At 68.4% G+C, this 25,765-nt stretch carries 24 protein-coding genes; 12 read left to right on the top strand and 12 right to left on the bottom strand.

The window, feature by feature from the left end:
* The first annotated feature begins 20 nt into the window (after nt 1-20).
* The 4 genes from rimM (at nt 21) to ACW11F_RS04985 (ending at nt 2,398) form a co-directional block, all read left to right on the top strand.
* Nucleotides 21-542 carry a ribosome maturation factor RimM gene (gene rimM, locus ACW11F_RS05000; RefSeq protein WP_456995760.1) on the top strand — a complete coding sequence of 174 codons (522 nt, stop codon included), beginning with the start codon at nt 21-23 and terminating at the stop codon, nt 540-542.
* A gap of 71 nt (nt 543-613) precedes the next feature.
* Nucleotides 614-1,372 (top strand): tRNA (guanosine(37)-N1)-methyltransferase TrmD, encoded by a 759-nt coding sequence (gene trmD / locus ACW11F_RS04995; protein WP_456995759.1) that lies wholly within the window; start codon nt 614-616, stop codon nt 1,370-1,372.
* A 92-nt stretch (nt 1,373-1,464) separates the two neighbouring features.
* A complete protein-coding gene (gene rplS, locus ACW11F_RS04990) occupies nt 1,465-1,893 on the top strand; it encodes a 50S ribosomal protein L19 (protein ID WP_456995758.1) in 429 nt (142 codons plus the stop codon).
* 109 nt (nt 1,894-2,002) lie between these two features.
* A complete protein-coding gene (locus tag ACW11F_RS04985; RefSeq protein ID WP_456995757.1) occupies nt 2,003-2,398 on the top strand; it encodes an RNA-binding S4 domain-containing protein in 396 nt (131 codons plus the stop codon).
* Between the two features lie 36 nt (nt 2,399-2,434).
* Here the strand turns inward: ACW11F_RS04985 and ACW11F_RS04980 are convergent, their stop codons facing one another.
* The 7 genes from ACW11F_RS04980 to ACW11F_RS04950 all read right to left on the bottom strand — a co-directional run bounded on the left by ACW11F_RS04980 (nt 2,435) and on the right by ACW11F_RS04950 (nt 11,669).
* A complete protein-coding gene (locus tag ACW11F_RS04980; RefSeq protein ID WP_456995756.1) occupies nt 2,435-3,013 on the bottom strand; it encodes a phosphatase PAP2 family protein in 579 nt (192 codons plus the stop codon).
* Nucleotides 2,997-4,187, bottom strand: coding sequence for a glycosyltransferase family 4 protein (locus ACW11F_RS04975; RefSeq protein WP_456995755.1), 1,191 nt, complete (start codon nt 4,185-4,187; stop codon nt 2,997-2,999). The genes ACW11F_RS04980 and ACW11F_RS04975 overlap by 17 nt, the downstream gene beginning before the upstream one ends.
* A 96-nt stretch (nt 4,188-4,283) precedes the next feature.
* Nucleotides 4,284-5,828: an exopolyphosphatase gene (gene ppx / locus ACW11F_RS04970; RefSeq protein WP_456995754.1), complete on the bottom strand. Its 1,545-nt coding sequence runs from the start codon at nt 5,826-5,828 to the stop codon at nt 4,284-4,286.
* A complete protein-coding gene (gene ppk1, locus ACW11F_RS04965) occupies nt 5,825-7,900 on the bottom strand; it encodes a polyphosphate kinase 1 (RefSeq protein WP_456995753.1) in 2,076 nt (691 codons plus the stop codon). Before ppk1 ends, ppx begins: the two co-directional genes overlap by 4 nt.
* Nucleotides 7,897-9,228: a phosphate regulon sensor histidine kinase PhoR gene (phoR, locus tag ACW11F_RS04960; protein ID WP_456995752.1), complete on the bottom strand. Its 1,332-nt coding sequence runs from the start codon at nt 9,226-9,228 to the stop codon at nt 7,897-7,899. Before phoR ends, ppk1 begins: the two co-directional genes overlap by 4 nt.
* Before the next feature lie 54 nt (nt 9,229-9,282).
* Entirely contained in the window at nt 9,283-9,984 is a 702-nt protein-coding gene (gene phoB, locus ACW11F_RS04955) for a phosphate regulon transcriptional regulator PhoB (RefSeq protein WP_456995751.1), read from the bottom strand.
* Nucleotides 9,985-10,067: 83 nt separating this feature from the next.
* On the bottom strand, nt 10,068-11,669 hold the full coding sequence (locus ACW11F_RS04950; protein WP_456995750.1) for a M48 family metalloprotease: 1,602 nt from the start codon (nt 11,667-11,669) through the stop codon (nt 10,068-10,070).
* A 96-nt stretch (nt 11,670-11,765) separates the two neighbouring features.
* Here ACW11F_RS04950 and grxC point away from each other — a divergent pair, with 96 nt between their 5' ends.
* The 3 genes from grxC (at nt 11,766) to ACW11F_RS04935 (ending at nt 15,008) form a co-directional block, all read left to right on the top strand.
* Nucleotides 11,766-12,029, top strand: coding sequence for a glutaredoxin 3 (gene grxC / locus ACW11F_RS04945; RefSeq protein ID WP_456995749.1), 264 nt, complete (start codon nt 11,766-11,768; stop codon nt 12,027-12,029).
* Nucleotides 12,030-12,198: 169 nt separating this feature from the next.
* On the top strand, nt 12,199-13,206 hold the full coding sequence (locus ACW11F_RS04940) for an isocitrate dehydrogenase (protein ID WP_456995748.1): 1,008 nt from the start codon (nt 12,199-12,201) through the stop codon (nt 13,204-13,206).
* Between the two features lie 185 nt (nt 13,207-13,391).
* Nucleotides 13,392-15,008, top strand: a complete 1,617-nt coding sequence (locus ACW11F_RS04935) for a catalase (RefSeq protein ID WP_456995747.1) — start codon at nt 13,392-13,394, stop codon at nt 15,006-15,008.
* Nucleotides 15,009-15,185: 177 nt separating this feature from the next.
* Here ACW11F_RS04935 and ACW11F_RS04930 read toward each other — a convergent pair whose 3' ends face one another.
* Nucleotides 15,186-15,824, bottom strand: coding sequence for a glutathione S-transferase family protein (locus ACW11F_RS04930; protein ID WP_456995746.1), 639 nt, complete (start codon nt 15,822-15,824; stop codon nt 15,186-15,188).
* Nucleotides 15,825-15,970: 146 nt separating this feature from the next.
* Here ACW11F_RS04930 and ACW11F_RS04925 point away from each other — a divergent pair, with 146 nt between their 5' ends.
* The gene (locus ACW11F_RS04925; RefSeq protein WP_456995745.1) at nt 15,971-16,597 is read left to right on the top strand and encodes a DUF937 domain-containing protein; all 627 of its coding nucleotides are present in this window, start codon (nt 15,971-15,973) and stop codon (nt 16,595-16,597) included.
* An 81-nt stretch (nt 16,598-16,678) separates the two neighbouring features.
* Here ACW11F_RS04925 and ACW11F_RS04920 read toward each other — a convergent pair whose 3' ends face one another.
* Entirely contained in the window at nt 16,679-17,848 is a 1,170-nt protein-coding gene (locus ACW11F_RS04920; RefSeq protein ID WP_456995744.1) for a trans-sulfuration enzyme family protein, read from the bottom strand.
* Nucleotides 17,849-17,944: 96 nt separating this feature from the next.
* Between ACW11F_RS04920 and ACW11F_RS04915 the strand changes: the two genes are divergently transcribed.
* Together ACW11F_RS04915 and ACW11F_RS04910 are read left to right on the top strand one after the other, a co-directional pair.
* Complete coding sequence (locus ACW11F_RS04915) at nt 17,945-18,415, top strand: Lrp/AsnC family transcriptional regulator (protein ID WP_456995743.1); 471 nt, start codon at nt 17,945-17,947, stop codon at nt 18,413-18,415.
* Nucleotides 18,416-18,604: 189 nt separating this feature from the next.
* Nucleotides 18,605-19,804, top strand: a complete 1,200-nt coding sequence (locus ACW11F_RS04910) for a lytic murein transglycosylase (protein ID WP_456995890.1) — start codon at nt 18,605-18,607, stop codon at nt 19,802-19,804.
* Nucleotides 19,805-19,835: 31 nt separating this feature from the next.
* Here ACW11F_RS04910 and ACW11F_RS04905 read toward each other — a convergent pair whose 3' ends face one another.
* Both ACW11F_RS04905 and ACW11F_RS04900 read right to left on the bottom strand, forming a co-directional pair.
* The gene (locus tag ACW11F_RS04905) at nt 19,836-21,719 is read right to left on the bottom strand and encodes a M48 family metallopeptidase (protein WP_456995742.1); all 1,884 of its coding nucleotides are present in this window, start codon (nt 21,717-21,719) and stop codon (nt 19,836-19,838) included.
* Between the two features lie 73 nt (nt 21,720-21,792).
* On the bottom strand, nt 21,793-22,386 hold the full coding sequence (locus ACW11F_RS04900) for a LemA family protein (RefSeq protein WP_456995889.1): 594 nt from the start codon (nt 22,384-22,386) through the stop codon (nt 21,793-21,795).
* 106 nt (nt 22,387-22,492) lie between these two features.
* Here ACW11F_RS04900 and hutG point away from each other — a divergent pair, with 106 nt between their 5' ends.
* A complete protein-coding gene (hutG, locus tag ACW11F_RS04895; protein WP_456995741.1) occupies nt 22,493-23,278 on the top strand; it encodes an N-formylglutamate deformylase in 786 nt (261 codons plus the stop codon).
* A 159-nt stretch (nt 23,279-23,437) separates the two neighbouring features.
* Complete coding sequence (locus ACW11F_RS04890) at nt 23,438-23,803, top strand: hypothetical protein (protein ID WP_456995740.1); 366 nt, start codon at nt 23,438-23,440, stop codon at nt 23,801-23,803.
* 30 nt (nt 23,804-23,833) lie between these two features.
* Here ACW11F_RS04890 and parE read toward each other — a convergent pair whose 3' ends face one another.
* Nucleotides 23,834-25,723 carry a DNA topoisomerase IV subunit B gene (gene parE / locus ACW11F_RS04885; RefSeq protein ID WP_456995739.1) on the bottom strand — a complete coding sequence of 630 codons (1,890 nt, stop codon included), beginning with the start codon at nt 25,721-25,723 and terminating at the stop codon, nt 23,834-23,836.
* Between the last annotated feature and the right edge of the window lie 42 nt (nt 25,724-25,765).

The raw sequence follows: 25,765 nt of genomic DNA, 5'->3' as shown, positions 1-25,765 counted from the left end.
GCGTCCGCAGGAATCGGCGCATGTCCGCATCATCCCCGTCTGAAAAACGCATCCTGGTCGGCACGATCATGGGTGCGTTCGGCGTGCGTGGCGAAGTGAAGATCCGCTCGCATACGCAGCCGGAGGAACGCCTCTTCCACTATCGCCCGTGGATCATGGTCGGTGCCGCGGGCGAGCGCGTGCTGGAGGCCGGCGCCCAGGGCCGGCGCATGGCCAAGGGCGTGGTCGCGCGCCTGCCGGGGGTGGAGGATCGCGATGCGGCGCAGGCGCTGCTTGGCACCGACATCTTCGTGCCGCGCTCGGCATTGCCGCCGCCGGCCGCTGGCGAGTATTACTGGGTCGATCTTCAGGGCCTGCGCGTGGAAACGGTGGATGGCGTGGCGCTGGGCGTGGTCGCCGAGGTGTTCGCCACCGGCGCCAATGACGTGCTCACCGTGCATGGCGAGCGCGAGCGCATGATCCCGTTCCTGCAGCCGCAGGTGGTGACCCGGGTCGATCTCGAGGCCGGCCTGATCGTGGTCGATTGGGATCCGGAGTTCTGACGCCGACGCCGGCGCGTGGCAGCGCCGCTAGAATCGATGCCCCGGCTGCACAGCCCACCCCGGTTCCGCGCGTGCGCATCGACGTCCTCACCCTGTTCCCGGACTTCATCCGCCAGACGCTCGCCTTCGGCGTGCTCGGACGCGCCTGCGAACGCGGGTTGGTGCAGGTCGAGACGTGGAACCCGCGCGATCATGCCGAAGGCGGCTACCGGCGCGTGGACGATCGTCCGTTCGGTGGCGGCCCGGGCATGGTGATGCTGATCGAGCCGTTGGCGCGCGCACTGGCGGCCGCACGCGCGGCCGATCCGCGTCCGCTGCACGTGATCCATCTCAGCCCGCAGGGCCGGCGACTGGATCAGGCACGGGTGCGCGAACTGGCGCGGATGCCGCGCCTGGCGCTGGTCTGCAGCCGCTACGAGGGCGTGGACGAGCGCTTCATCGAGCAGCAGGTGGATGAGGAGCTGTCCCTGGGCGATTACGTGATTTCCGGCGGCGAGCTGGGTGCGGCGGTGCTGATCGATGCCATCGCCCGGCTGCAACCGGGGGCGCTTGGCGATGCCGAATCCGCGGCGCAGGACAGCTTCGAGCATGGCCTGCTTGATTGCCCGCATTACAGCAAGCCGGCGCGGCACGCCTGGGGCGACGTGCCGGAGGTGCTGTTGTCGGGCAACCATGCCGAAATCGAGCGCTGGCGTCGCCGTCAGTCGTTGTTGCGCACCGCACAGCGGCGTCCGGATCTGATCGCTGCCGCGCATCTGGATCCGGCCGAGCGCGAGTGGCTGGCGCAGGCCCTGCCGGCGGCGGAGTCCCCCCCTTCACCCGCGGAATAATTGGGTTATAATTCCCGGCTTCGCTTCACCCACGCCCGGACGCGGGTCCACGTGCACTCGCGCCGACAAATCACAAATACACAGGCATCGTCATGAGCAAGCCCTCTCTCAACACCCTGATCAGCGAGTTCGAATCGGCCCAGGCCGAGCGCAAGCTGCCCGACTTCGGCCCCGGCGACACCGTGATCGTCAACGTCAAGGTCAAGGAAGGCAACCGTGAGCGTGTCCAGGCCTACGAAGGCGTGGTCATCGCCAGGAAGAACGCCGGTCTCAACTCCGCCTTCACCGTGCGCAAGATTTCGCATGGCTATGGCGTCGAGCGCGTGTTCCAGAACCACAGCGCCGCGATCGACTCGGTGGTGGTCAAGCGCCGTGGCGCCGTGCGCGCCGGCAAGCTGTACTACCTGCGCGGCCTCGAGGGCCGTGCCGCGCGCATCCGCGAGGACCTTGCCGCGGTGGCCAAGGCCAAGGCCGAAGCCAAGGCAGCGGCGGCTGCGGCCGCCGAGGGCGGCGCCGAATAAATCGGCGAGTGCCCGGTGTTGCCTGCAACGGCCGCCTCGTGCGGCCGTTGTGCCGTGTGCGTCCCGTCAGCGGGCCGGGGATGTTCCCGCCGTGAAAGGAAACGAAGCGATGAACATGGCCGAAGGCGTGCGCCTGGATCTGTGGCTGTGGGCGGCGCGTTTCTTCAAGACCCGCAGCCTGGCCCGCCAGGCGATCGAAGCCGGGCGCGTCGAACTTGGCGGCCAGCGGGTCAAGCCGGCGCGCGAACTGCGCAGCGGGGATCGCCTGCGCATCGTGCGTGGCGAGGAATGCTTCGAGGTCGAAGTGATCGGCCTGTCCACCCGGCGCGGACCGGCGCCGGTCGCGCAGGCGCTGTATCGCGAGAGTGAGGAATCGATGGCCGCGCGCGCGCAGGCGCGTGCGCAACGTGCTGCCGAACGGGCCGGCTATCGGCCGCCGGAAGGGCGCCCCGACAAACGCGCGCGACGCCTGATCCGCGCTTTGGGCGACATCGACGCGCTTTGAAATGGCACGCTGGCGGCTGGCTGCCGCACGGCGGCGTCAGAACAGGGTCACGCCGGGCAGCAGCCACAGCGACAGGCTGGCCAGCGTGATGCCGATCGCGGTGGCAGCGAGCACGTCGCTCGGGTAATGCAGGCCCAGCACCACGCGCGAGAGTGCGACGCTGGCACTGAACGGAATCAGCAGCCAGGCCAGCATCGGGTACCAGGCCAGCGCGACGAGGGTGAAGGCGACCGCGTGCAAGGTATGCCCGGAAGGGAAGCTGAACTCGTCCAGGGGTGCCACCCAGGCGCGGATGTGGCGGTCGGCGGCGAACGGGCGCGGCCGGCGGGTATGGCGCTTGAGCAGCTTGTACAACAGCAGCGAGGCCGCGCCGACCGCGGCCAGATGCGCGCTGGCCTGCAGCCCGCGCATGCCGTCGAATAGCACCATCGCGGCCATCAGCAGATACCAGAACAGCCCGTCACCCAGGCGGCTGACGATGGCGAAGTAGGTGCGCCAGGCGCCGACCGCGCCCAAGCTGTTGGCGTAACGGCACCAGCGCCCCTCGCGCCGGGTGAAGCGCCGTCGTGGCGCGCGGGTGGCGAGCGGATTCGACGTCTCAGGCAGCGTGCGCATGGCGTACCCCCGGCGGCGGATGGTCGGCGACGAGCGGCTGCAGGCTGGCCCCGGTATCGATGCCGGCGATGCGCTGCAGGATTTCGTCGAAGTCGGCCGCGACCTGCTCCGGGCGCAGGCGCTGCACCGCCTCGCGGGCGAGGCATCCCATCTGCCGGCGCGCGGCGTCGTCACGTGCGATGCGGCAGGCGGCGCGCACGAAGGCGGCCTCGTCGCGGTCGCGGATCGATGCGCCATGCACGCCATCCTTGAGGTGCTCGCGCGCGGCGCCGTAGTCGAACGCCACGGTGGCAAGACCGCTGGCCATCGATTCCAGGGTGACGTTGCCGAAGGTTTCCGAATGACTCGGGAACAGGAACAGGTCGGCGCTGGCGAAGTGTCGCGCGCAGTCCTCGCCGCGCTGGATGCCGCTGAAGATGAAGTCCGGGTTGTCCCGTGCCAGCATGGCGCGCTCGGGGCCATCGCCGACCCAGATCATGCGCGCGTCGGGGCGCAGCTGCTTGAGCGCGCGGAAACTGCGTACCGCCAGCGGCAGGTTCTTCTCGGCGGCGATGCGGCCGACGTGAATCACCGCCAGCTCGTCCTCGCCAAGGCCCCAGGCCGCGCGCAACGCCGGGTCGCGCCGTCCGGGCTGGAACAGCGTGGTATCCACGGCGCGCGGCATGTGCGTGACCTGGTCGAAGCCGATGCCGTGCAGGTACTCCATCAGCTCGCAGGTCGGCACGATGGTGGCCGCCGAGGTGTTGTGGAAGCGGCGCATCCAGCGCACCGCGAGCGGCTGCAGGAAGCCCACGCCGTAATCGCGCATGTACTCGTCGAAGCGGGTATGGAAGCCGGAGGAACTGGGGATGCCCAGCTCCGCGGCGACACGCATCGCCGACCAGCCGAGCGGGCCCTCGGTGGCGACGTAGATCGCATCCGGTCGGCGGCGCTGCCACAGCTCGCGCAGCACGCGCTTGGCGGGCAGGCCGAAACGCATGCCTGGATAGCGCGGGATGCCGGCGCCGGTCACCAGCGTCTCGTGTGCGGCTGCCGCTTCGTCGGACGCCTGGCGCGGGCGCACCAGATCGACGTCGTGGCCGCGAGCGCGCAAGCCACGTTCCAGGCTCTGCACGGTGAGCGCAACGCCGTTGACTTCCGGTGGATAGGTCTCACTGACGATGCAGTAGCGCATCGCGGACTCCTGCGCTTTGCGTGACAGCAGCATCGGCCAGCGCGATGGCAGGCATATGGCGATTCGGTGACGCGCAGGTGACAGTGTGGCCGGTGTTCAGCCATCCACCTTGAACTCGATGCCGAGTGCACGCATGTCGCCGGGCTCGCCGGCGAGGTCGGTCTTCAGCAAGGGCCGCGCGTCCAGCCAGCGCCGTGCGAAATGCAGCGTGAGGCGGCTGCCATCGGCTTCAAGGCGCAGCACGTCAGGCTCGATGCTGCCGTGCGAGCGGCTGAGCAGCACCGCCAGGCGCAACAGCGCGGCGATGCGCCGGGTACGCAGCAGCAGGCGATCGGGGATCATGTCGAAGGCGCTCTTCGGGATGCTGCGCCGCTGGCAGCGCACCAGCACCGAAAGCACCTGCTGCTGCTGGCGGCTGAAGCCGGAAATATCCGAATGCTCCAGCAGGTAGGCGCCATGCACCTGATGCTGGCTGTGGGCGACGGCCAGGCCGATTTCGTGCAGCCACGACGCCCAGCCCAGCTTGGCGCGGTCGTCGGCGCCCAGCGCCCAGTCATTCGCCACCTGGTCGAACAGGCGCATCGCCATCGCCTCCACGCGCTCGGCCTGGGCCTCGTCCACCGCGTAGCGCGCCATCATCAGGTCGATCGCGGCATCGCGCGGGTCTTCCTCGCCACCGCGGCCGATCATGTCGTAGATGATCCCTTCGCGCAGCGCCGCGCGGCTGACCGCCATGCGTTCGATGCCGAGTGCGGCGAACGCCGCGTCCAGCACCAGCACGCCGCCGGCGATCACCGGCTGGCGCTCGGGCGAGAGTCCGGGCAGGTCGATGGCGGCGATGTTGCCGGCCTCGAGCAGGCGCTCGCGCACTTCGACCAGTGCCGGTGCGGTGATCGCGCCCTTGGTCAGCTTCAGTTCGGCACAGATCTTGCCGATCGCCTTGATGGTGCCGGACGAGCCGAGCACGTCCTGCCAGCCGACCTCGCGGAAATGCGGTGCGAATTGCTGGAACTCGGTGCCCAGTTCGGCGAGCGCGGCATTCCATTTCTTGCGCGAGATCTTGCCGTTGGGGAAGAAGCGCCGGGTACTGGCGACGCAGCCCATCTGCACGCTTTCGCGTTCGATCGCCTCGAGTCCGCTGCCGATGATGCATTCGGTGGAACCGCCACCGATGTCGATCACCAGGCGCAATTCGCCCGGCTCGCAGGTCTGCGCCTGGGCCACGCCGAGGTACACCAGACGCGCTTCCTCGCGCCCGGACACGACTTCGATCGCATGGCCGAGCATGGCTTCGGCCGGCGCGAGGAAACTCTGCGGGTCGCGCAGCACGCGCACGCTGTTGGTCGCCACCGCGCGAACCCGTTCGGGCGGAATGTCGGAAATGCGCTCGCCAAAGCGCGCCAGGCAATCCAGCGCACGCCGCGATGCCGCGGCCGACAACCGTCCGTGGCCATCCAGGCCGTCGGCCATGCGCACCATTTCACGCAGCCTGTCGACCACGCGGTACTGGCGGTCGACGTAGCGTGCCACCAGCATGTGGAAGCTGTTGGAGCCGATGTCGATGGCGGCCATCAGATCGCCATCGAGCAGTGGCAGGGGGGCGCTGAACGCGCTGCGGCGTAGCAGGCTGTCCGGGCTCATGAAGCGATTGTCGCAAGCAATTCGCCTTGTGCCGAGAGCGGCGCTTCGCCTTCGCCCGGCATCGCCTTCAGGTACTGGCCGTCGGCCTGCAGTTCCCAGGCGTTCTGGTTGTCGGCCAGGAACAGGTCCAGGGTTTCGTGTTTGGTGCGTGCGGCAAGTGCCGGGTCGAGGATCGGGAAGCAGGTTTCCACCCGTCGCAGCAGGTTGCGCTCGAGCCAGTCCGCACTGGCGCAGAACAGCTCGGGCTCGCCGTCGTTGCCGAACCAGTACACGCGGTGGTGTTCGAGAAAGCGGCCGACGATCGAGCGCACGCGGATGTTCTCGGAGATGCCCGGCACGCCGGGGCGCAGGGTGCAGGCGCTGCGTACGATCAGGTCGATCTGCACCCCGGCCTGTGACGCGGCATACAGGGCACGCACCACTTCGGGCTCGTTGAGCGCGTTCATCTTGGCGATGATGCGCCCCGGTCGCCCCGCGCGGGCATGTGCGGCTTCGCGCTCAATGCGCTCGAGCATGCCGCTGTGCAGGGTGAAGGGCGATTGCAGCAAGCGCTTGAGCTTGACCCCGGCGGCCAGGCCCGAGAGCTGCTGGAAAATCTGGTGCACGTCCTCGCCGATCTCCTCGTGCGCGGTCAGCAGCCCGATGTCGGTATAGGCACGCGCGGTACCGGAATGGTAGTTGCCGGTGCCCAGGTGCACGTAGCGGCGCAGGCCCTCGCCTTCGCGTCGCACGATGAGCAACATCTTGGCATGGGTCTTGTAGCCGACCACGCCATAGACCACCTGCACCCCGGCCTCTTGCAGCCGGTCGGCGAGTCCGAGGTTGGCCTCCTCGTCGAAGCGCGCACGCAGCTCCACCACCACGGTGACGTCCTTGCCGTTGCGCGCGGCCTGCACCAGGTGATCGACGATCGGCGAGTCGCGCCCGGTGCGGTAAAGCGTCTGCTTGATCGCCAGCACATGGGGATCCTCGGCCGCTTCGCGGATCAGTTCCATCACCGGGGCGAAGGAGTCGAACGGGTGATGCAGCAGCACGTCGCCACGGTGGATGCGCGCGAACAACGACTCGCCATCGTCGAGCAGGCGCGGATGCATCGGCGGGTATTTCAGCTCCGGGCGCCGCACCTCGTCATACACCTGGATCACGCGGTTGAGGTTGACCGGGCCATTGATGCGATAGACCGCGTTGCGCGTCAGCTCGAAGTTGTCGAGCAGGGTCTGCACGATGTCGCGCGGGCAGTTGTCGGCGATTTCCAGCCGCATCGCGCGCAGGTAGCCGCGGCCGACCAGCTCGTCGCGCAGGGCGAGGGCAAGGTTGTCCACTTCCTCCTCGTCCACCAGCAGTTCGGAGTTGCGGGTGACGCGGAACTGGTAGGCGCCCTTGACCTTCACCCCCGGGAACAGCTCATCCATGAACGCCGACAGCAACGAGGAGAGGAACACGAAGTCGTGATACTGGTCGCCGTCCCCGTCGCGGTCGGGGATGCGGATGATGCGCGGCAGCGAGCGCGGCGCGCGCACGATGGCGAGGTGCGCTTCGCGGCCGAACGCGTCACGCCCTTCCAGTTGCACCACCAGGTTCAGCGACTTGTTGAGGATCTTCGGGAACGGGTGCGCCGGATCCAGCCCCAGCGGTGAAAGCACGGGCAGGATCTCGCGGCGGAAATAGTCGCGCAGCCAAGCGGTCTGTGCGGCGGTCCATTCCGGCCGATCGAGCAGGCGGATGCCCTCGCGCTCGAGTTCGGGACGCAGCTCGTCGTAGAAGCAGCGGTACTGCGCATCGACCAGCTCCGCGGCGCGGTCATGGATGCGGCCGAGGATGCTCTGGTGCGGCAGGCCATCGGCGCCGCGCGGCAGGCCCAGCTCGTGCGCATGGCGCACGGTGGCGGCGCGGATTTCGAAGAACTCGTCGAGATTGGTGCAGGAAATGCACAGGAAGCGCAGCCGTTCGAGCAGCGGCGTGGCAGGGTCGCGTGCCTGTGCCAGCACGCGGAAATTGAAGTCCAGCTGCGACAGCTCGCGACTGAAATACAGCGAGGGGTGATGCAGCGGCAGGGGTTTGGCGGGCGTCATGCCAGGGCCTCGGGCAGTGGCGCGTTCTGGCGCCGGGTGCGCATGCATGCAGCGGGAAGAATGCAGGAAAACGTGCTGCCGCGGCCGACTTCGCTTTCGATCTCGAGGTGACCACCATGCAGCGCCAGTGCGTTCTTGACGATGGCAAGACCGAGCCCGGTGCCGCCGCTGTCGCGCGAGCGGCTGGCCGAGACGCGGTAGAACCGTTCGGTGATGCGCGGCAGGTGTTCGGCGGGAATGCCGTAGCCGCTGTCGGTGACGCGCAGCGCGACGCCATCGACATGCGGCTCGAAGGTGATCACGATGCGCCCCTCGGACGGGGTGTAGCGCACGGCGTTGCTGACCAGATTGGAGAACGCACTGTGCAGCTCCTTGGCCGAGCCCCACAGGTCGCAGTCGGCGCGGTCGTCGATTTCGATGCGATGGCGGCCCTGGCTCATCGCTTCCGCCTCGCGCTTGAGCGCGGTGAGCATCGAGCGCATCGGCACGTGCTCCTCGGGCGTGCGTTCACGCGCGTCGAGCCGCGACAGCGCCAGCAGGTCTTCGAGCAGGCGGGTCATGCGCCCGGACTGGCGGCGCATTTCGGTGATGATCGCTTCCCACTCGGGCTTGTCCTCGGGATCGATCATGTCGAGGTAGCCATGCAGCACGGTCAGCGGCGTGCGCAACTCGTGCGAGACGTTGGCGACGAAATCGCGTCGCACCTGTTCCAGATGCATCAGCTTGCCGACATCGCGCGCCACCAGCAGCCACAGCTCCTCGGAATAGGGGATCAGGCGCAGGTTGAGCCGCAGCGAGGGATTGCCTGGCGGCGATTCGTCCAGCAGTGGTTCGGCGTGGCGGCCGGCGGCCAGCCAGTGGGGTTGCGAGAGCCAGTTCAGGCGCGGGCCGAGCGGGGCGCCGATGTCCTGCGGCCAGGTCAGCCCGAGCAGGCGTTCGGAGGCCTCGTTGAACCACAGCGCGCGCTGGCTGTTGCGATCCACCACCACGATCGCATCGGGCAGCACCGCGGCGGCGGCGCGATACGCGCGCAGCATGGCGATCAGGCGACGCTTGCTGGCGCGACTGTCGTCGCGCGAGGTGGCCAGCAGGCGATCGAGCTCGTTCCACACCCCGCTGCGCTCCGGATCCAGCACATGGCGGCGCCCGGTCAGCCGGGTCAGCAACCGGCGCAGGCGCCAGTAATGCCAGCCGAGGATCGCGATCGCGGTCAGCGCCAGCAGCATCCATGGCTGGCCGATGGCGAAGCCGACCAGCAGCGACGCGCCCAGCAGCACCGCCAGGGTGGTCAGGGTGCGCAGCCAGGCCGCGCGTGCGTGGCTGGTCATTCGTGCCCCGCCGGGCGGGGCCGCTCGGGGCAGGGCGGCATGCTCATGCCGCCATCATATCGAGGCGGAGAAGCGATACCCCGCGCCGCGCACGGTCTGCACCATGCCATCGAGCGCGAACGGCTCCAGCGTCTTGCGCAGACGGCGGATGTGCACGTCCACGGTGCGCTCTTCCACGTAGACATTGCCGCCCCAGACATGGTCGAGCAATTGCGAGCGCGAATACACCCGCTCGGGATGGGTCATGAAGAAATGCAGCAGGCGGTACTCGGTGGGGCCGATGCTGACCGGGGTTTCGTTCTCACCCTCGCGTGCGAACACGCGGTGCGCGGCGCCGTCGATGCGCAGCCCGCCGACGCTGACATTGCCTTCTTCATCCTCTTCGCGCGAGCGGCGCAGCACCGCACGGATGCGCGCCAGCAATTCGCGCGCGGAAAACGGCTTGACCACGTAATCGTCGACGCCGGACTCGAGCCCGGCAACGCGGTCGTTCTCCTCGCCGCGAGCGGTCAGCATGATGATCGGGATTTCACGCAGGGTGCCGTCCTTGCGCCAGCGTCGGGCAAGGTCCAGCCCGCTGGTGCCGGGCAACATCCAATCCAGCAGGATCAGGTCCGGGCTGTGGTCGACGATCGCCATCTGCGCTTCGCGCGCATCACCGGCGTGGATCGGGTCGTAATCGCCCTTGCGCAGGGCAAACGCCACCATGTCGCGGATCGCGGGCTCGTCATCGACGATGAGAATGCGTTTTTGCACGTCGTGTACCGGGATTGCCTTGCAACAGTAAACGACAGTTCGGTGACAGTTGGATGACAGGCGTCACGCGCGCCGGGTGATGCTCAGCCGCGGCGTTCGCGCTGCATGTCGCCCAGGCCCTGGCGGCGCAATTCCTCCACCACCGGGGTGATCGCGGCGATGCGCGCATCGATGCGTGCCCGTGCGTAATAGTCCAGGTCCGGGCGCTGGCGCAGGGTATTGAGCTGCAGCAGGGCGCGTTCGGGATTGCCATTCAGGTAGGCCGCCTCGGCCCAGGCCTCGCCCGCGCGCACGGTGTCGCCGGCGATTTCATTGGCGCGTGCGAAAGCCAGCTGGAACGTCGGATCGTCGCTGGCGCGGGCCATCAGCGGACGCAGCAGGCCGAGCGCACGGCGGCCGTCCTCGGCCCGCGCGCGCTCGTTCAGCACCTGCGCCCAGGTGATCGCCAGCGGGCGGTCGCTGGGCATGCGTGCGTGCAGCGCGGCGAAGCGGGCATCGGCGGCGGCGGCGTCACCGGCGCGCGCCTCGGCCTCGGCCATCGCCATCTCCAGCCAGCGCTGGCCGGGGCTGGCGGCGACCAGCGGCGCCAGGGTGCCGCGGGCGGCCGCACCCTGGCCGTCACGCAGCTGGGCCACGGCCAGGCCATAGCGTTGTGCCGCATCCAGGTTGCCAAGCCGGGCCAGGCGCTCGTACTCGGCGATCGCGAGCTTGGGCGTGGCCGCACTCAATACGCGCAGGCGCTCGCGGGCCAGGGCGAAATCGCCACTGGCGCCGCCATCGCTGCGCGCGATGCTCACCTTGAGCCCGGGCGGCAGCAACGGATTGTCGCTGGTCGCGAGCGGTTCGCCGGACAGCGGTGCACGCGCGACGCGACCGGCGCGCTCCTTGGCCTCGGCGATGCGCGTGGTGGTCACCGGGTGAGTCATCAGATAATCGGGGATCAGGCTTTCGTCACCGCCGCGATTGGCACGGCTGGAGGCCTGCAGGCGCTCGAAGAACACCGCCATCGCATTGGGGTCGTAGCCGCTGCGGGCGAGCGTGCGGATGCCCAGGCGGTCGGCTTCGGATTCGTTGCTGCGGGTGTAGTTGATCTGCCGTTGCAGCATCAATCCCTGCGCGCCCATCACTGCGGCCATCGCGGCATTGCTGCCGGAGTTGCCGCCGGCACGTTGCGCGACCAGGATCGCGCCGAGCATGCCGAGCAGGATCGGCACGCTGTCGCGCTGCGAACGCTCGACCGCGCGCAGCACATGAGTCTGGGTCACGTGCGCGATCTCATGGGCCAGCACGCCGGCCACCTCGTCCTCGCGCTCGGCGGCGAGCACCAGGCCCGCGTTCATGCCGATGTAGCCGCCCAGGGTGGCGAAGGCATTGATCTGGCGATCGCGCAGCATGAAGAAGGTGAACGATTCGCCGGGGCGGTCGCTGGCCGCGCCCAGGCGCTGACCCATGCCGGCGAGCCACTGGTTGAGCAACGGATCATCCAGCGTGTAGCCGTAGTGGCGCAGCTGGGCGAGCAGCATCGCGCCGTAGTCCTGCTGCTGGCTCGGGCTCAGCACCCGTCCGGCGGACGATCCCATGTCCGGCAGGCGGCCATCCTGGGCCAGCAGGGGCGTGGCCAGGGCGGCGCTGGCCAGCACGCAGGCCAGGGAAGCAAGGGCAGGGCGCAGGTGGCGGAGTTTCATTCCACAAGCATGACCTGCCGGCGCGGCAAAGGCGTGAATTGCAGGTTAATCCGCGCCTCTTTATGGTGTGCGCACCTGATTCCGTCATTGCCCGCCATGTCCCAGCCCGAGATCACCCTGTACAGCACCCTGGTCTGCCCCTATTGCGTGGCGGCCAAGAACTTCCTCAAGAGCCAGGGCCTGGAATGGACCGAAATCCGCATCGACCAGGATCCGGCCGCGCGCGAGCGCATGGTGGCGATGGCCAGGCGCACCAGCGTGCCGCAGATCTTCGTCGGTGATACCCATGTCGGCGGCTACGACGACATGATGGCGCTGCACCGCGAAGGCGGCTTCCTGCCCTTGCTGCAGCGCGGCTGAATCGGGCTGTCCTGGGCAGTGCGCAGCGGCGTCCTGCCCTGCGTGTGCCGGTCCACGCACGAGGCCTGCGACCAAGGGCGTATGCCCGGCCATGCGCGGCACGGCATAATAGGCGGCTGATATCCGTCTCTCGCCGGCTGCCGCCGGCCTCCCCACTGCAGGAAATCCAATGACCCAGACCATCACCGTGATCCGCGGCGACGGCATCGGCCCGGAAATCATGGCCGCCACGCTGCACGTGCTCGACAGCATGAACCTCGGCTTCAACTACGAGGAAGCCGATGCCGGCCTCGTCGCCATGGAAAAGCATGGCGAGCTGCTGCCCGAGGCGACGCTGGATTCGATCCGCCGCAACAAGGTGGCGCTGAAGTCGCCGCTGACCACGCCGGTGGGCGAGGGCTTCACTTCGATCAACGTCACCCTGCGCCGCATCTTCGACCTGTACGCCAACGTGCGTCCGGCGAAGAGCTTCCCGAATACCAAGGCGCGCTTCCCCGGTGGCGTGGATATCGTCACCGTGCGCGAGAACACCGAAGGTGCCTACACCAGCGATGGCCAGGAGGTCAGCGAGGACGGTGCCAGCGCGACCCTGGTGCAGCGGGTCACGCGCAAGGGCTCCGAGCGCATCGTGCGCTACGCCTTCGAACTGGCGCGCCGCACCGGGCGCAAGAAGGTCACCGTGGTGCACAAGGCCAACATCATGAAGTCCACCAGCGGCCTGTTTCTCAAGACCGCGCGCGAGGTGGCCATGGACTACCCGGACATCGAGTGCAACGAGATGATCGTGGACAACGCCTGCATGCAGCTGGTGATGCGTCCCGAGCAGTTCGACGTGATCGTCACCACCAACCTGTTCGGCGACATCATTTCCGACATCTGCGCCGGCCTCGTCGGCGGACTCGGCCTGGCTCCGGGTGCCAACATCGGCGAGAACGCGGCGATCTTCGAAGCCGTGCATGGCTCGGCGCCGGACATCGCCGGCAAGGGCATCGCCAATCCCTGCGCGTTGCTGCTGGGTGCCGCGCAGATGCTCGACCACCTCGGCCGTCCCGAGGAAGCCGAGCGCCTGCGCAAGGCCATCGTCGCGACCCTGGAGGCGCGCGACAGCCTGACTCCCGACCTCGGCGGCGAAGGCACCACCATGGACTTTGCCAAGGCGATCGCCTCGCGCGTGTGAGCGTGCCGCGCCTGGCATGAGGGAATCACGGGACGCTGCGGCGTCCCGTATTCGTTGGGGCTGATGAAATGTCCGCATCGATAGCAGGAGGCTATCGAAAAGGTCGAATCAAACGATTTCCAAAGTCATCCAAGGCCTGCGATGCTGTTCATGTCCCGCGAAATCCACGCACAGGAGTTCAGCACATGAGCCAGACCCCACGCCAGATCACCCAGGCCCGCGCCGAAGCACAAGAAGAACTGAGCACCACCCGCGGCCTGCACGAGGGCCAGTGCCCGGTCAGCCGTTTGACCACCGCCTTCGGTGCGCCGGTGGTGGACAACCAGAACAGCAAGACCGCCGGCCCGCGCGGTCCGCTGCTGATGGAAGACGTGTGGCTGCTGGAGAAGCTGGCCAACCTCAACCGCGAAGTCATCCCCGAGCGGCGCATGCACGCCAAGGGGTCGGGCGCGTTCGGCACCTTCACCGTCACCCATGACATCACCCGCTACACCCGCGCCAAGATCTTCAGCGAGGTCGGCAAGAAGACCGAGATGTTCGCCCGCTTCACCACCGTCGCCGGCGAGCGCGGCGCGGCCGATGCCGAGCGCGACATCCGCGGCTTCGCGCTGAAGTTCTACACCGAGGAAGGCAACTGGGACCTGGTCGGCAACAACACCCCGGTGTTCTTCCTGCGCGACCCGCGCAAGTTCGACAGCCTCAACAAGGCGGTCAAGCGCGATCCGCACACCAACCTGCGCAGCCCGCGCAACAACTGGGATTTCTGGACCCTGCTGCCCGAAGCGCTGCTGCAGGTGACGGTGGTGATGAGCGATCGCGGCATCCCGCGCGGCTTCCGCCACATGCATGGTTTCGGCTCGCATACCTACAGCTTCATCAATGCCGATGCCGAACGTTTCTGGGTCAAGTTCCACTTCATCAGCCAGCAGGGCCTGGAGCACCTGACCGACGCGCAGGCCGCGGCGGTGGTCGGCGGCGACCGCGAAAGCAGCGGCCGCGACCTGTTCGAGGCGATCGAGCGCGGCGAATTCCCGAAGTGGAAGCTGTACGTGCAGGTGATGCCGGAAGAAGAGGCCGAGCGCTACCACACCCATCCGTTCGACCTGACCAAGGTGTGGTCGAAGAAGGATTACCCGCTGATCGAAGTCGGCGAGTTCGAGCTCAATCGCAACCCGGAAAACTGGTTCCAGGACGTGGAACAGAGCGCATTCGCGCCGAGCAACGTGGTGCCGGGCATTTCCTTCAGCCCGGACAAGATGCTGCAGGCGCGGCTGTTCGCCTACTCCGACGCGCAGCGTTACCGGCTTGGCGTCAACCACCACCAGATCCCGGTCAACGCCGCGCGCTGCCCGGTGCACAGCAACCACCGCGATGGCGCGATGCGGCTGGACGGCAATTACGGCGGCCTGCCGCATTACGAGCCGAACAGCTACGGCCAGTGGCAGGAGCAGCCCGAGTACCGCGATCCGCCGCTGAAGATCCGTGGCGATGCCGACTTCTGGAACTTCCGCGAGGACGATGCCGACTACTTCAGCCAGCCCGGCGCGCTGTTCCGCCTGTATGACGAAGGCCAGAAGCAGCGCCTGTTCGACAACACCGCGCGTGCCCTGGGCGATGCCCCGGATTTCATCAAGCAGCGCCACGTCGAGAACTGCCGCAAGGCCGACCCCGCCTACGGCGCCGGCGTCGAGGCCGCACTGGCGCGACTGGCGGCGATGAAGCACGACAACCCGTTCCACATCGACCCGCCCGAGCCGGCCATGCCCGGCAACTGCCCGGGCGCGGAGGATGTCGAGGTCTGATCGCCGGCCTCACGGGGTTGCAGGACGCGAAAGTGCCGGAAATTTCCGGCGCTTTCGCGTTGGCCGAGGTGCGGTCCGTCATTCACGCGCTGAACGTGGCATTGGCGGCGCGGCGTCCGCATCGCCATGGCGTGCGGTCAGCATGGCCGGTATCGCGGCCGCGGCGATCCGCGTCGGTCAGCCCGCGCCGTCTTTCGCGGCTTCCTGCCCGGGCAGCAGTGCATCGTCGATTTCGTCCGCACGCCGTGCCGCCGCGCGCGCGGCGTGCAGCGCGGTGAAGCGCACGAAGGGCTCGCGCGGCTCGATCATCTTGAAGCGCAGGTACCAGCCGAGGTAGGCGGCGACCATCAGGTCGGCCATGCTGAAGCCGTCACCCGCCAGATGCTCGCGCTCGCCGATCGCCGCTTCCAGCGTGTCCAGCACATCCTTCTCGGTGCCATAGCCGGCGGAAGTCGGGTCGCCGAGTGTGCCGGCGTGCTTGGCCATGACCATCTGCTCAAGCGGCGCCATGAAGCTGATCCAGCGGTAATACGGCCCGCGCTCGCGGCTGTCCACGGGCGGCGCGAGGCGCTTGTCGGGCACCTGGTCGGCCAGGTACAGGCCGATCGCCGCGACCTCGGTGATGATGGTGTCGCCATGCCGGATTGCCGGCACCTTGCCCATCGGATTGATCGCGCGGTACGCCGGCGCCTTCATGCCGGTGCCGTACTCGAGGATTTCGGCGCGGTAGGGCAGGCCGGTTTCCTCCAGCATCCAGCGCGCGATGCGGCCGCGCGACATCGGGTGGGTGTACAGCGTCAGCTCGGCAGTGCTCATGGCTTCGTCCTCGGGGCCGGCGGTTCGGCGAGTGTGGCAGTGTCGCACCCCAGCGTGACGGTCTTGGAATGTGCAGCCGGCCACCACGCCATCATCGCGATGCGCGGCGTAAGCTTGGACCGATTCTTCCACCCCACGAGATTGCGATGAACAACCTGAGCGACGACATCTTTTCCCAGCTTTCCGGCCCGGCGATGCAGCAGATCAGCCAGCAACTCGGGCTCAGCCAGACCCAGACCGGCGGCGCCATCGCCGCGGCATTGCCCTTGCTGATCGGTGCGCTGGGCCGCAATGCCAGCCAGCCGCAGGGAGCCGAGGCGTTGTTCGGCGCGCTCAACCGTGATCACCAGGCTGCGGCGGGCATGGGCCTGGGTGACATCCTCGGCGCGGTGCTGGGCGGCACGCCGTCGCGGCAGACCGACGGCATGGGCCAGCTCGGGCACATCTTCGGCAATCGCCAGCAGCAGGCGGTGACCGGCCTTGGCCAAGCCACGGGGCTTGGCAACGACAAGGCACAGACCCTGCTCAAGATCCTGGCGCCGATCGTGCTGGCGTATCTGGCCAAGCGCATGTTCAGCGGCGGCCAGCAACCGGCGCAGGCCAATGCCGGCCTGCTCGGCGACATGCTCGGGCGCGAATCGCAGAGCGTGCGCCAGCAGGGCGGGGTCGGTGGCGGTCTGATCGGGGCGGTGCTGGATCAGGACGGCGATGGCCAGTTCGGCCTCGGTGACCTGGTCAAGATGGGCAGTTCGATGCTCGGAGGCCGGCGCTGAGCCGCGCACAAGCTTCCTGCTGAACGACAAGGCCGCCGATCGGCGGCCTTGTCATCTGGCTGCGGCTCGGCTCAACGGCGTTCAGTCCAGCGCCTGGGCGAGGTCCGTCCACAGGTCCTCGCCGTCTTCGATGCCGACCGAGATGCGCAACAGGCCCGGGGTGATGCCATGTGCGGCACGCGAGGCCTCGTCCACCACGCGATGGGTCAGGCCGGCCGGGTGCTGGATCAGGCTGTCCACCGAGCCCAGGCTGACCGCCGGGGTCAGCAGGCGCACCTTGCGCATGGCGTCGGCCGCCGCGGCATGGCCACCCTTGAGATCGACCGAGATCAGCGCGCCGGGGCCCTCCATTTGCGTGCCCAGAAGGTGCGCATTGGCCACCGTGCCCAGCGCCGGGTAATGCACCGCGGCCACCGCGGCGTGGCTGGCCAGACGTTCGGCGAGCAAGGTCGCGTTGGCCTGTGCGCGCTCGACGCGCAACTGCAGCGTGGGCAGGCCGCGGTGGATCAGGTAGGCCGGCAGCGGATGCAGCAGCGCGCCGGTGGCGGCGCGCACCGTGCGCAACGCCTGGGCATGGGTTTCCGGGCAGCACACCACGCCGGCGATCACGTCGCCGTGGCCGCCGAGGAACTTGGTCGCGCTGTGCAGCACGTAGGTCGCGCCGTGTTCCACCGGGCGTTGCAGCACCGGGGTGGCGAAGGTGGAATCGACCAGCACCGGCACCTCGCCGGCGGCCTCGACCACGGCGCGGATGTCGACCAGGTCGAGGGTGGGGTTGGCCGGCGTTTCGATGATCACCAGCGAGGTGTCGGCGCGTCGGCGGGCGGCGATTTCATCGACCCGGACGAATTCCGCCTCGATGCCGAGCAGGCCGCTGGCAAGCAGGTGATCGGAAGTGCCATACAAGGGCCGCACCACCAGCACGTGGCGACCGGCCTGCGCGCGCGCCAGCAATACCGCGGTCAGCGCGGCCATGCCCGAGCCGTAGGCCACGCACGCCTCGCTGCCTTCGAGCATGGCCAGTGCGCGCTCGGTGCGCGCCACGGTGGGATTGTGCAGGCGGGCATAGATCGGGTTGGCGGCTTCGGCGTGGCCGGCGACCAGGGCATCGAAACTCTGCTCGCCCTCGGCCAGGTCGCGCACCGGGTAGGTGGTCGACAGATCCAGCGGCGGCGCATGCACGCCGAGTTCGGCGAAGTCCTCGCGGCCGGCATGCACGGCGCGGGTGGCGAAACGGTGGTCATGCGGCATTGCAGCATTCCTTCGATGGATGGACTCCATCGTAGTCAATGATTCGGAACATAAGTACCATGCCGAAGGATATTTCGTGATTCTGCGGAGAAGCGGATGCTGGACCGAACTGATCTCGCCTTGCTGCAACTGTTGCGGAAGAATGCACGGCTGGCGAACAAGGATCTTGCAGCGCGCACCGGGATCGCGCCCTCGACCGCGCTCGAGCGCGTGCGCCGGCTGCGGGAGTCGCGCGTGCTGCTCGGCTATCACGCCGAAGTCGCGCCGCAGGCGCTGGGCATCGGCTTGCAGGCGCTGGTTGCGGTGCGCCTGGCGCAGCACTCGCGCGCACTGGTCGATGGCTTCCATGCCCATCTGCTGTCGCGACCCGAGGTGATCGCGTTTTATCACCTGGCCGGCGCCGACGATTTCCTCGTGCACGTGGGCGCGCGCGACAGCGCGCACCTGCGCGAGCTGGCACTGGCGGTGTTCACTGAACGGCCCGAGGTGGCGCACATCCAGACCCATCTGATTTTCGACTTCCACCGCAGCACGGCATTGCCCGGCATCGGCGGCGAGCCGGGCTGAACGCCACGGAAGGTGGCGCCTGCCCCGTGCCGTGGGCATGATGGGGGGCAGGCCACGTGGAGGGGTTCCGTGCTTCGACGTCCGCGGATTGCTGCCGCACTGACCATCGCCTTGCTCGCCGCCTGTGCGCCGCCGGCGGTCAAACCGCCCGAGCCGCAGCCCGACCCGGTGGAAGAGCTGCCGCCGCAAGTGGCCGCGGAACCGCCGGCGCCGGCGGCTCCGCGTGCACCGCAGCCGGTACCGGCCAGCGCCGAGCAGGCGGCCACGTTCCAGCGCTGCATGACCGGATTGCGCGCACCGGCGCTCGCCGCCGGGGTCAGTGCCGATGCCTTCGAGCGTCATGCGCTTTCCATCGTGCCGGACATGGGCGTGTTGCCGCTGCTCGATCGCCAGCCCGAGTTCACCACGCCCTTGTGGGACTATCTGGCGATGCTGGTCGATGCGCGGCGCATCCGCGAAGGGCGCGAGCGCTTGGCCACACACGCCGATCTGCTGCAGCGGATCGAGGCGCGTTATGGCGTCGATCCGGCCACCGTGGTCGCGGTATGGGGCGTGGAAAGCGATTACGGGCAGAACTTCGGCCGCCGCCCGTTGCTGGTGTCGCTGGGCACGCTGGCCTGCTTCGGCCGTCGTCAGGCGTTTTTCCGCAGCGAGCTGTTCGAGGCGCTGAAGATCGTGCAGCGCGGCGACGTGCGCATCGAGGACATGACCGGCTCCTGGGCCGGTGCATTCGGGCATACGCAATTCATGCCCTCGACCTACAACCGCATCGCGGTGGATTTCGATGGCGATGGCCGCCGCGACCTGGTCGGTTCGATTCCCGACGCGCTGGCCTCGACCGCCAACTACCTGCGTCGCTCGGGCTGGCGCAGCGGCGAACCCTGGGGCCACGAAGTGCGCCTGCCGGCCGGGTTCAACACCGCTCTGGCCGGTCGCACCAAGCGTCGCACCCTGGGCAGCTGGCAGGGCATGGGCCTGCGCCGCATCGACGGTGCGGCGTTTTCGCTGCCGGCATCGAGCAATGCGGCGCTGCTGGTGCCGACCGGTGCTGCCGGCCCCGCTTTCGTCGTGTTCAAGAACTACGATGCGATCTACAGCTACAACGCCGCCGAGAGCTATGCGCTGGCGATCGCGTTGCTCGCCGATGCGCTGCGCGGCGAGCCCGGTTTGCGCACGCCGTGGCCGACCGACGACCCTGGCCTCGGGCGCGATGAGCGGGTCGAGTTGCAGCGCCTGCTGATCGCGCGCGGGCACGACATCGGCGCGGTCGATGGCATGCTCGGTGCGGCCAGTCGCGCCGCCATCCGCCGCGAGCAGCAGCGCCTGGGCTGGACCGCGGATGGCCGCGCCGGCGGCAAGCTGTTGCAGGCATTGCGCGAGGGACGTTGATCGACGACGCGGCTGACGCGCCCTTCCGTCCTCAGTGGTGCAGCACCGGCGGCAGCGGGCAGTGCAGGGTGGCGCAGATCACGCGCAGCAGCTCGGCTTCGGCCACGTTGATGTGGCCGTCATGGCTGATGGTCGCGGTGATCGCTTCGAGCAGCGCCTGCTTGGCCAGCGGATCGAGCTGATCCAGCGGCTTCCACAGCGCGTCCAGCGCATGCACGCCAGCGGCATGCGGCTGCCAACGCAATGCTTCGTTGGGGAACAGCATGTTGCTGCCGCGTTGCCAGGCTTGCCGAGCGACTTCGTCGTCGTCATGCCCGCACCGTGCCAGCACGCCGAGCAGGGTCAGCACTTCGTCACGCAATGCGGGCAGCTTGCGCAGCCGGCCGCGGCCCTGGCGCGCGGGGTCCAGTGCATCGTCCAGTTGCGTGCGCAGCAGGCGCGCCAGGCAATACTCGAACAGCGACAGTTCGCCATTGGTCAGGCTGACCGCATCCAGTGTCTCCACCAGCCGTTCCACCTCCACCCGCGGACGCAGGCGCAGGGTGGGGAAGGCGATGGTGGCCAGCGGCAGACGCAGCATCGGGTGCAGCTCGCGCAGTTCGCCAGCGGCCAGGTCCGCCGCGCGCGTGGCATGCGCATGGCCCAGACGTGCGGCGATCGCCGTTTGCTGCCGTGCGGCGAGCTCGGCGTGCGGGTCGAGCAGCATGCCCAGCAGCAGGTCCACCGCGCCATCGCGGTCGGTGGCCAGCGCGCGCAGCGCCTCCGGTATCGCCGCGCTGATGCTCTCGGCGGCGAAATAGTCGTCGGCGGCGGGATTGGCCACCTGCGCGCTGACGCTGCCCGGCGTCACCTTCACTTCGCCGCTTGCGGCCGGCAGTGCGCCATCGCCGTCCATGCTGAAGCCCATCAGCCGGTCTTCGGCCAGTCCGCTCGGTGGCTGCTGCAGCCAGTAGCGGCGCAGGCCTTCCAGCGCGGTGGCATCGAAGCCCGGCTCCAGCGCCTGGATGCGCTGCAGCAGCGGCGGGTGGGTGGCGAACAGGCCGCGGAAGCCGACGCCATCGCCGAACAGCATGTGGCTGACTTCCTCGGCATCGTCACGGTGGCTCAGGCGCGCGCCCTCATGCAGCCCGGCGATCTTCTTCAACGCACCGGCAAGGCCGGTGGTCTGGCGGGTGAACTGCACCGCCGAGGCATCGGCCAGCACTTCGCGCGAGCGGCTGACGCCGGCCTTGATCATGCGACCGAAGAACAGGCCGAGGTAGCCGATCGCCATCAAGGCCAGCGCGGCGAGCACCACGCCACCCGCCCCGCGGCCGCGGAAGCGTCCGCCTTCCAGCACCTTGCGCCCGGCCAAGCCGATCATCAGGATGCCGAACAGCACGCCGATCAGGCGGATGTTGAGGCGCATGTCGCCATTGAGGATGTGGCTGAACTCGTGCGCGATCACGCCCTGCAACTCATCGCGATTGAGCCGCTCCAGCGCGCCGCGGGTCACCGCCACCGCGGCATCCGCGGGCGAATAGCCGGCAGCGAAGGCGTTGATGCCGGCTTCCTGCTCCAGCACGAACAGTTGCGGCATCGGCACGCCCGAGGCAATCGCGATTTCCTCGACCACGTTGCGCAGCCGGCGCAGGTTGAGGTCGGTGGTGTCTTCCGGTACTTCCATCCCGCCGAGGCTGCGCGCCACCGCCGAGCCGCCTTCGGACAGGCTGGAAATGCGGAACAGCGACCCCCCGATGATCACGATCAGGGTGATCACGGTGGCGGCGAGCAGGATCGCCGGCGAAGGGCCGAAGGCGATGGCGACGCCGATGTTGACCCCGATCACGATGCCGGCCACCGCCAGCGCGAACAGGAACAGCAGGCGTCCGGATTGGCGGCGCGCCTGTGCCTGGCGCTCGAAGAAGTTGCTCATGGTCGATGCGCCTCAGCCGGCAATCGAGTGCGGCATGCCGCCGCCACCGGCACGGGATGTGCCGCGCGCACGCTCAGAAGCTGACCTTGGGCGCTTCACGCACCGCTTCGCGCTGGTCGGCTTCGATTTCCAGCAGCGCCGCCGGGGTGAAGTTGAACATGCCGGCGATCACGCTGGAGGGGAACACCTCGCGCCGGTTGTTGTAGGCCATCACGGAGTCGTTGTACGCCTGCCGCGCGAACGCGACCTTGTTCTCGGTGCTGGTCAGCTCCTCGGTGAGCTGCATCATGTTCTGGTTGGCCTTGAGGTCCGGATAGGCTTCCACCGTGACCAGCAGGCGGCCCAGCCCGCTGTTGAGCTGCTGCTGCGCCTGCGCCAGCTGCGCCATCGCCTCAGGGTCACCGGGATTGGCACGCGCGGCGGCAAGGCCGGCCTGCGCGGCGCTGCGCGCGGCGGTGACCGCTTCCAGCGTCTCGCGTTCGTGGCCGAGGTAGGCCTTGGCGGTTTCGACCAGGTTCGGGATCAGGTCGAAGCGGCGGCGCAGTTGCACGTCGATCTGTGCAAACGCGTTGCGGAACGCATTGCGCGCGCGGATCAGCCCGTTGTACACGCCCATGCCCCAGAGCACGAACAACACCACCAGACCCAGCACGACCAGCATGAAGATCAGCATCGGTTCTCTCCCCGCGCCGAAGGGCGCATCCATGGCCGGCAGCATAACCAATGCCGCTCCCGCCGTGCATGACATCCGCTGCGACCCGTAAACTGGGCACATGCAAGACGACGTGTTCACCCTGCACCGCGGCCGGCTGCCGCTCCTGGTCAGCGTGCCGCACGACGGCACCGGGGTTCCGCCCGAATTGCGTGCACGCCTGACGCCGAGCGCGCGCCGTGTGCCGGATACCGATTGGCACATCGCCCGGCTGTACGATTTCGTGCGCCAGATGGGCGCCTCGCTGATCGTGCCGCGTCATTCGCGCTACGTCATCGACCTCAACCGCGGCGAGGACGATGTGTCGTTGTATCCCGGGCAGAACACCACCGGCCTGTGCCCGGTGGTGCAGTTCAGTGGCGAGCCGGTCTACCTGCCTGGCGCCGAGCCGGATGCGGACGAAGTGCGGGCGCGCATCGAGCGCTGGTGGCGGCCCTATCACCGGGCGCTGGCGGATGAGCTGCAACGACTGAAGGCCGAGCATGGCCGCGTCCTGCTGTGGGAAGGGCATTCCATCCGCGGCGAATTGCCGTTCCTGTTCGAGGGCCGCTTGCCGGACCTCAATCTCGGCACCGCGGCCGGCGCCAGTTGCCTGCCGGCGACCCAGGCGCGGATCGAGGCGGTGCTGGCGGCACAGCACGAGTACGACCACGTCAGCAACGGACGCTTCAAGGGTGGCCACATCACCCGCCATTACGGCCGGCCCGCCGCGGGCGTGGAAGCGGTGCAGCTGGAAATCAGCCAGCGCTGCTACATGGACGAGGCCAGCTTCGAGTGGAACGACGACAAGGCCGCGCGCCTGCAGCCGTTGTTGCGGCGCATGCTGGAGGCGGCGCTGGGGCACTGAGCGCAGGTCCAGCGCCGGGAGGGATGTGGGTTAAGGTGGCGGCATCCTTGCTGCCGCGGCTTTGCCATGTTGCCCATTGTCTTGTCCTGCCTGCTGGGGCTTGTTTCCGCCGCACCTGTCACCGTTGCGGCCGGATCTGATCAAGCTTCGACCACTGCCGTGCAGGTACCCGCGCCGGGCAGCCGGGAGCGGCGCGCACTGTTGCGCGTGGCACGGGTGCCCGCCGAATCCGGCCTCGGCAAGCCGGTGCAGTTCATGGTGCGCGTGTTGCGGGTTAGTGGCGACTGGGCCCTGCTGCACGCCGACATGCGCGAGGCGGACGGCACGCGATTGGGTTTTTCCGATACCCCGCTGGCCGACGCCGCGCGCGCCGGCGGCGTGTCCAATGCCTACATGGCGCTGCTGCGCCGCGACGAGGATGGCTGGCGGGTGGTGGAATCCGCGCTCGGCCCGACCGACGTGGCATGGCTGGCCTGGGCGCGGCAGCACGACGCCCCGGAGGCACTGTTCAGCCCGCAGGACTGACCTGCGACAAGGCGCGTGCCGCGATCCGGTTCAGACTTCCAGCGTGGCGAGATCGCCCTTTTCCTCCAGCCAGGCCTTGCGGTCGGGGGCGCGCTTCTTTGCCAGCAGCATGTCCATCAGGCCGCGGGTCAGGGCATGGTCGTCGTTGGTCAGCTGCACCAGGCGCCGGGTGTCGGGGTGGATGGTGGACTCGCGCAATTGCTGCGGGTTCATCTCGCCCAGGCCCTTGAAGCGGGTGATCGATACCGCGCCCTTCAGCTTCTCGCGTTCGATGCGCTCGAGCAGCAGGCGCTTTTCCTCCTCGTCCAACGCGTAGAACACCTGCTTGCCCACGTCCACGCGGAACAGCGGCGGCATCGCCACGAACACGTGGCCAGCCTCGACCAGCGCCGGGAAATGGCGCAGGAACAACGCCGAGAGCAGGGTGGCGATGTGCAATCCGTCCGAATCGGCGTCGGCGAGGATCACGATCTTGCCGTAGCGCAGGCCGGAGAGATCGTCCTTGCCCGGGTCGCAGCCGATCGCCACCGCAAGATCGTGCACTTCGCTGGAGGCCAGCACCTGGCCGGAGGCCACTTCCCAGGTGTTGAGGATCTTGCCGCGCAGCGGCAGGATCGCCTGGAAGTCCTTGTCGCGCGCCTGCTTGGCGCTGCCGCCGGCCGAGTCGCCCTCCACCAGGAACAGTTCGGTGCGCGAGAGGTCCTGGCTGATGCAGTCGGCCAGCTTGCCGGGCAGGGCCGGGCCCTGGGTGACCTTCTTGCGCACCACCTGCTTCTCGCTCTTGAGCCTGGCCGAGGCGCGCTCGATGGCGAGCTGGGCGATCTTTTCGCCGGTTTCCGGGTGCGAGTTCAGCCACAGCGAGAACGCGTCATGCGCCGCCGATTCGACGAAGCCCGCGGCCTGGCGCGAGCTGAGCCGCTCCTTGGTCTGGCCGGAAAACTGCGGTTCCTGCATCTTCAGGCTGAGCACGAAGCCGACCCGGTCCCAGACATCCTCCGGCGCCAGCTTCACCCCGCGCGGCAGCAGGTTGCGGAAATCGCAGAACTCGCGCAGCGCATTGGTCAGGCCCGAGCGCAGGCCGTTGACATGGGTGCCGTGCTGCGCGGTGGGGATCAGGTTGACGTAGCTTTCCTGCACCAGCTCGCCCTCGGGCAGCCAGGCCAGTGCCCAGTCGACCATTTCGGCATCCTTGTGCATCTGGCCGACGAACAGCTCCGCCGGCAGCGCACCGGCATCGCCCAGCGCGCCCTTGAGGTAATCGCGCAGGCCGTCCTGATAGAACCATTCCACATGCTCGCCGCTGGCTTCGTCGTGCAGGCTGACGGTCAGCCCGGGACACAGCACCGCCTTGGCGCGCAGCAGATGCTTGAGTGCGCGCAGATTGAACTTCGCACTGTCGAAATAGCGCGGGTCGGGCCAGAAACGCAGGCGGGTGCCGGTATTGCGCCGGCCCACGGTGCCGACCACCTGCAGCGTGCTGCTGCGCTCGCCATTCTCGAACGCCATGTGGTGTTCGCTGCCATCGCGCTTGACCCAGACCTCCAGCCGTGTCGAAAGCGCATTGACCACGCTCACCCCGACGCCGTGCAGGCCGCCGGAAAAGGTGTAGTTGCGGTTGTTGAACTTGCCGCCGGCATGCAGCCGGGTGAGGATCAGCTCCAGTCCCGGCAGGCCTTCCTCGGGGTGGATGTCCACCGGCATGCCGCGGCCATCGTCGGCCACCTCGCAACTGCCATCGGCGTGCAGGATGACCTCGATGCGTCGCGCATGGCCGGCCAGCGCCTCGTCCACCGCGTTGTCGATCACTTCCTGCGCCAGATGGTTGGGCCGGCTGGTGTCGGTATACATGCCGGGGCGGCGCTTGACCGGATCCAGGCCGGACAGGACTTCGATATCGGCGGCGTCGTAACGTGTCGTCATCCGCACATTTTATGCCCAGCCGCGATTCAGGCGCGCTGGCGT

The sequence above is a fragment of the Luteimonas sp. e5 genome (genome assembly GCF_054031035.1).
This window is presented reverse-complemented; position numbering and strand designations above follow the sequence as displayed.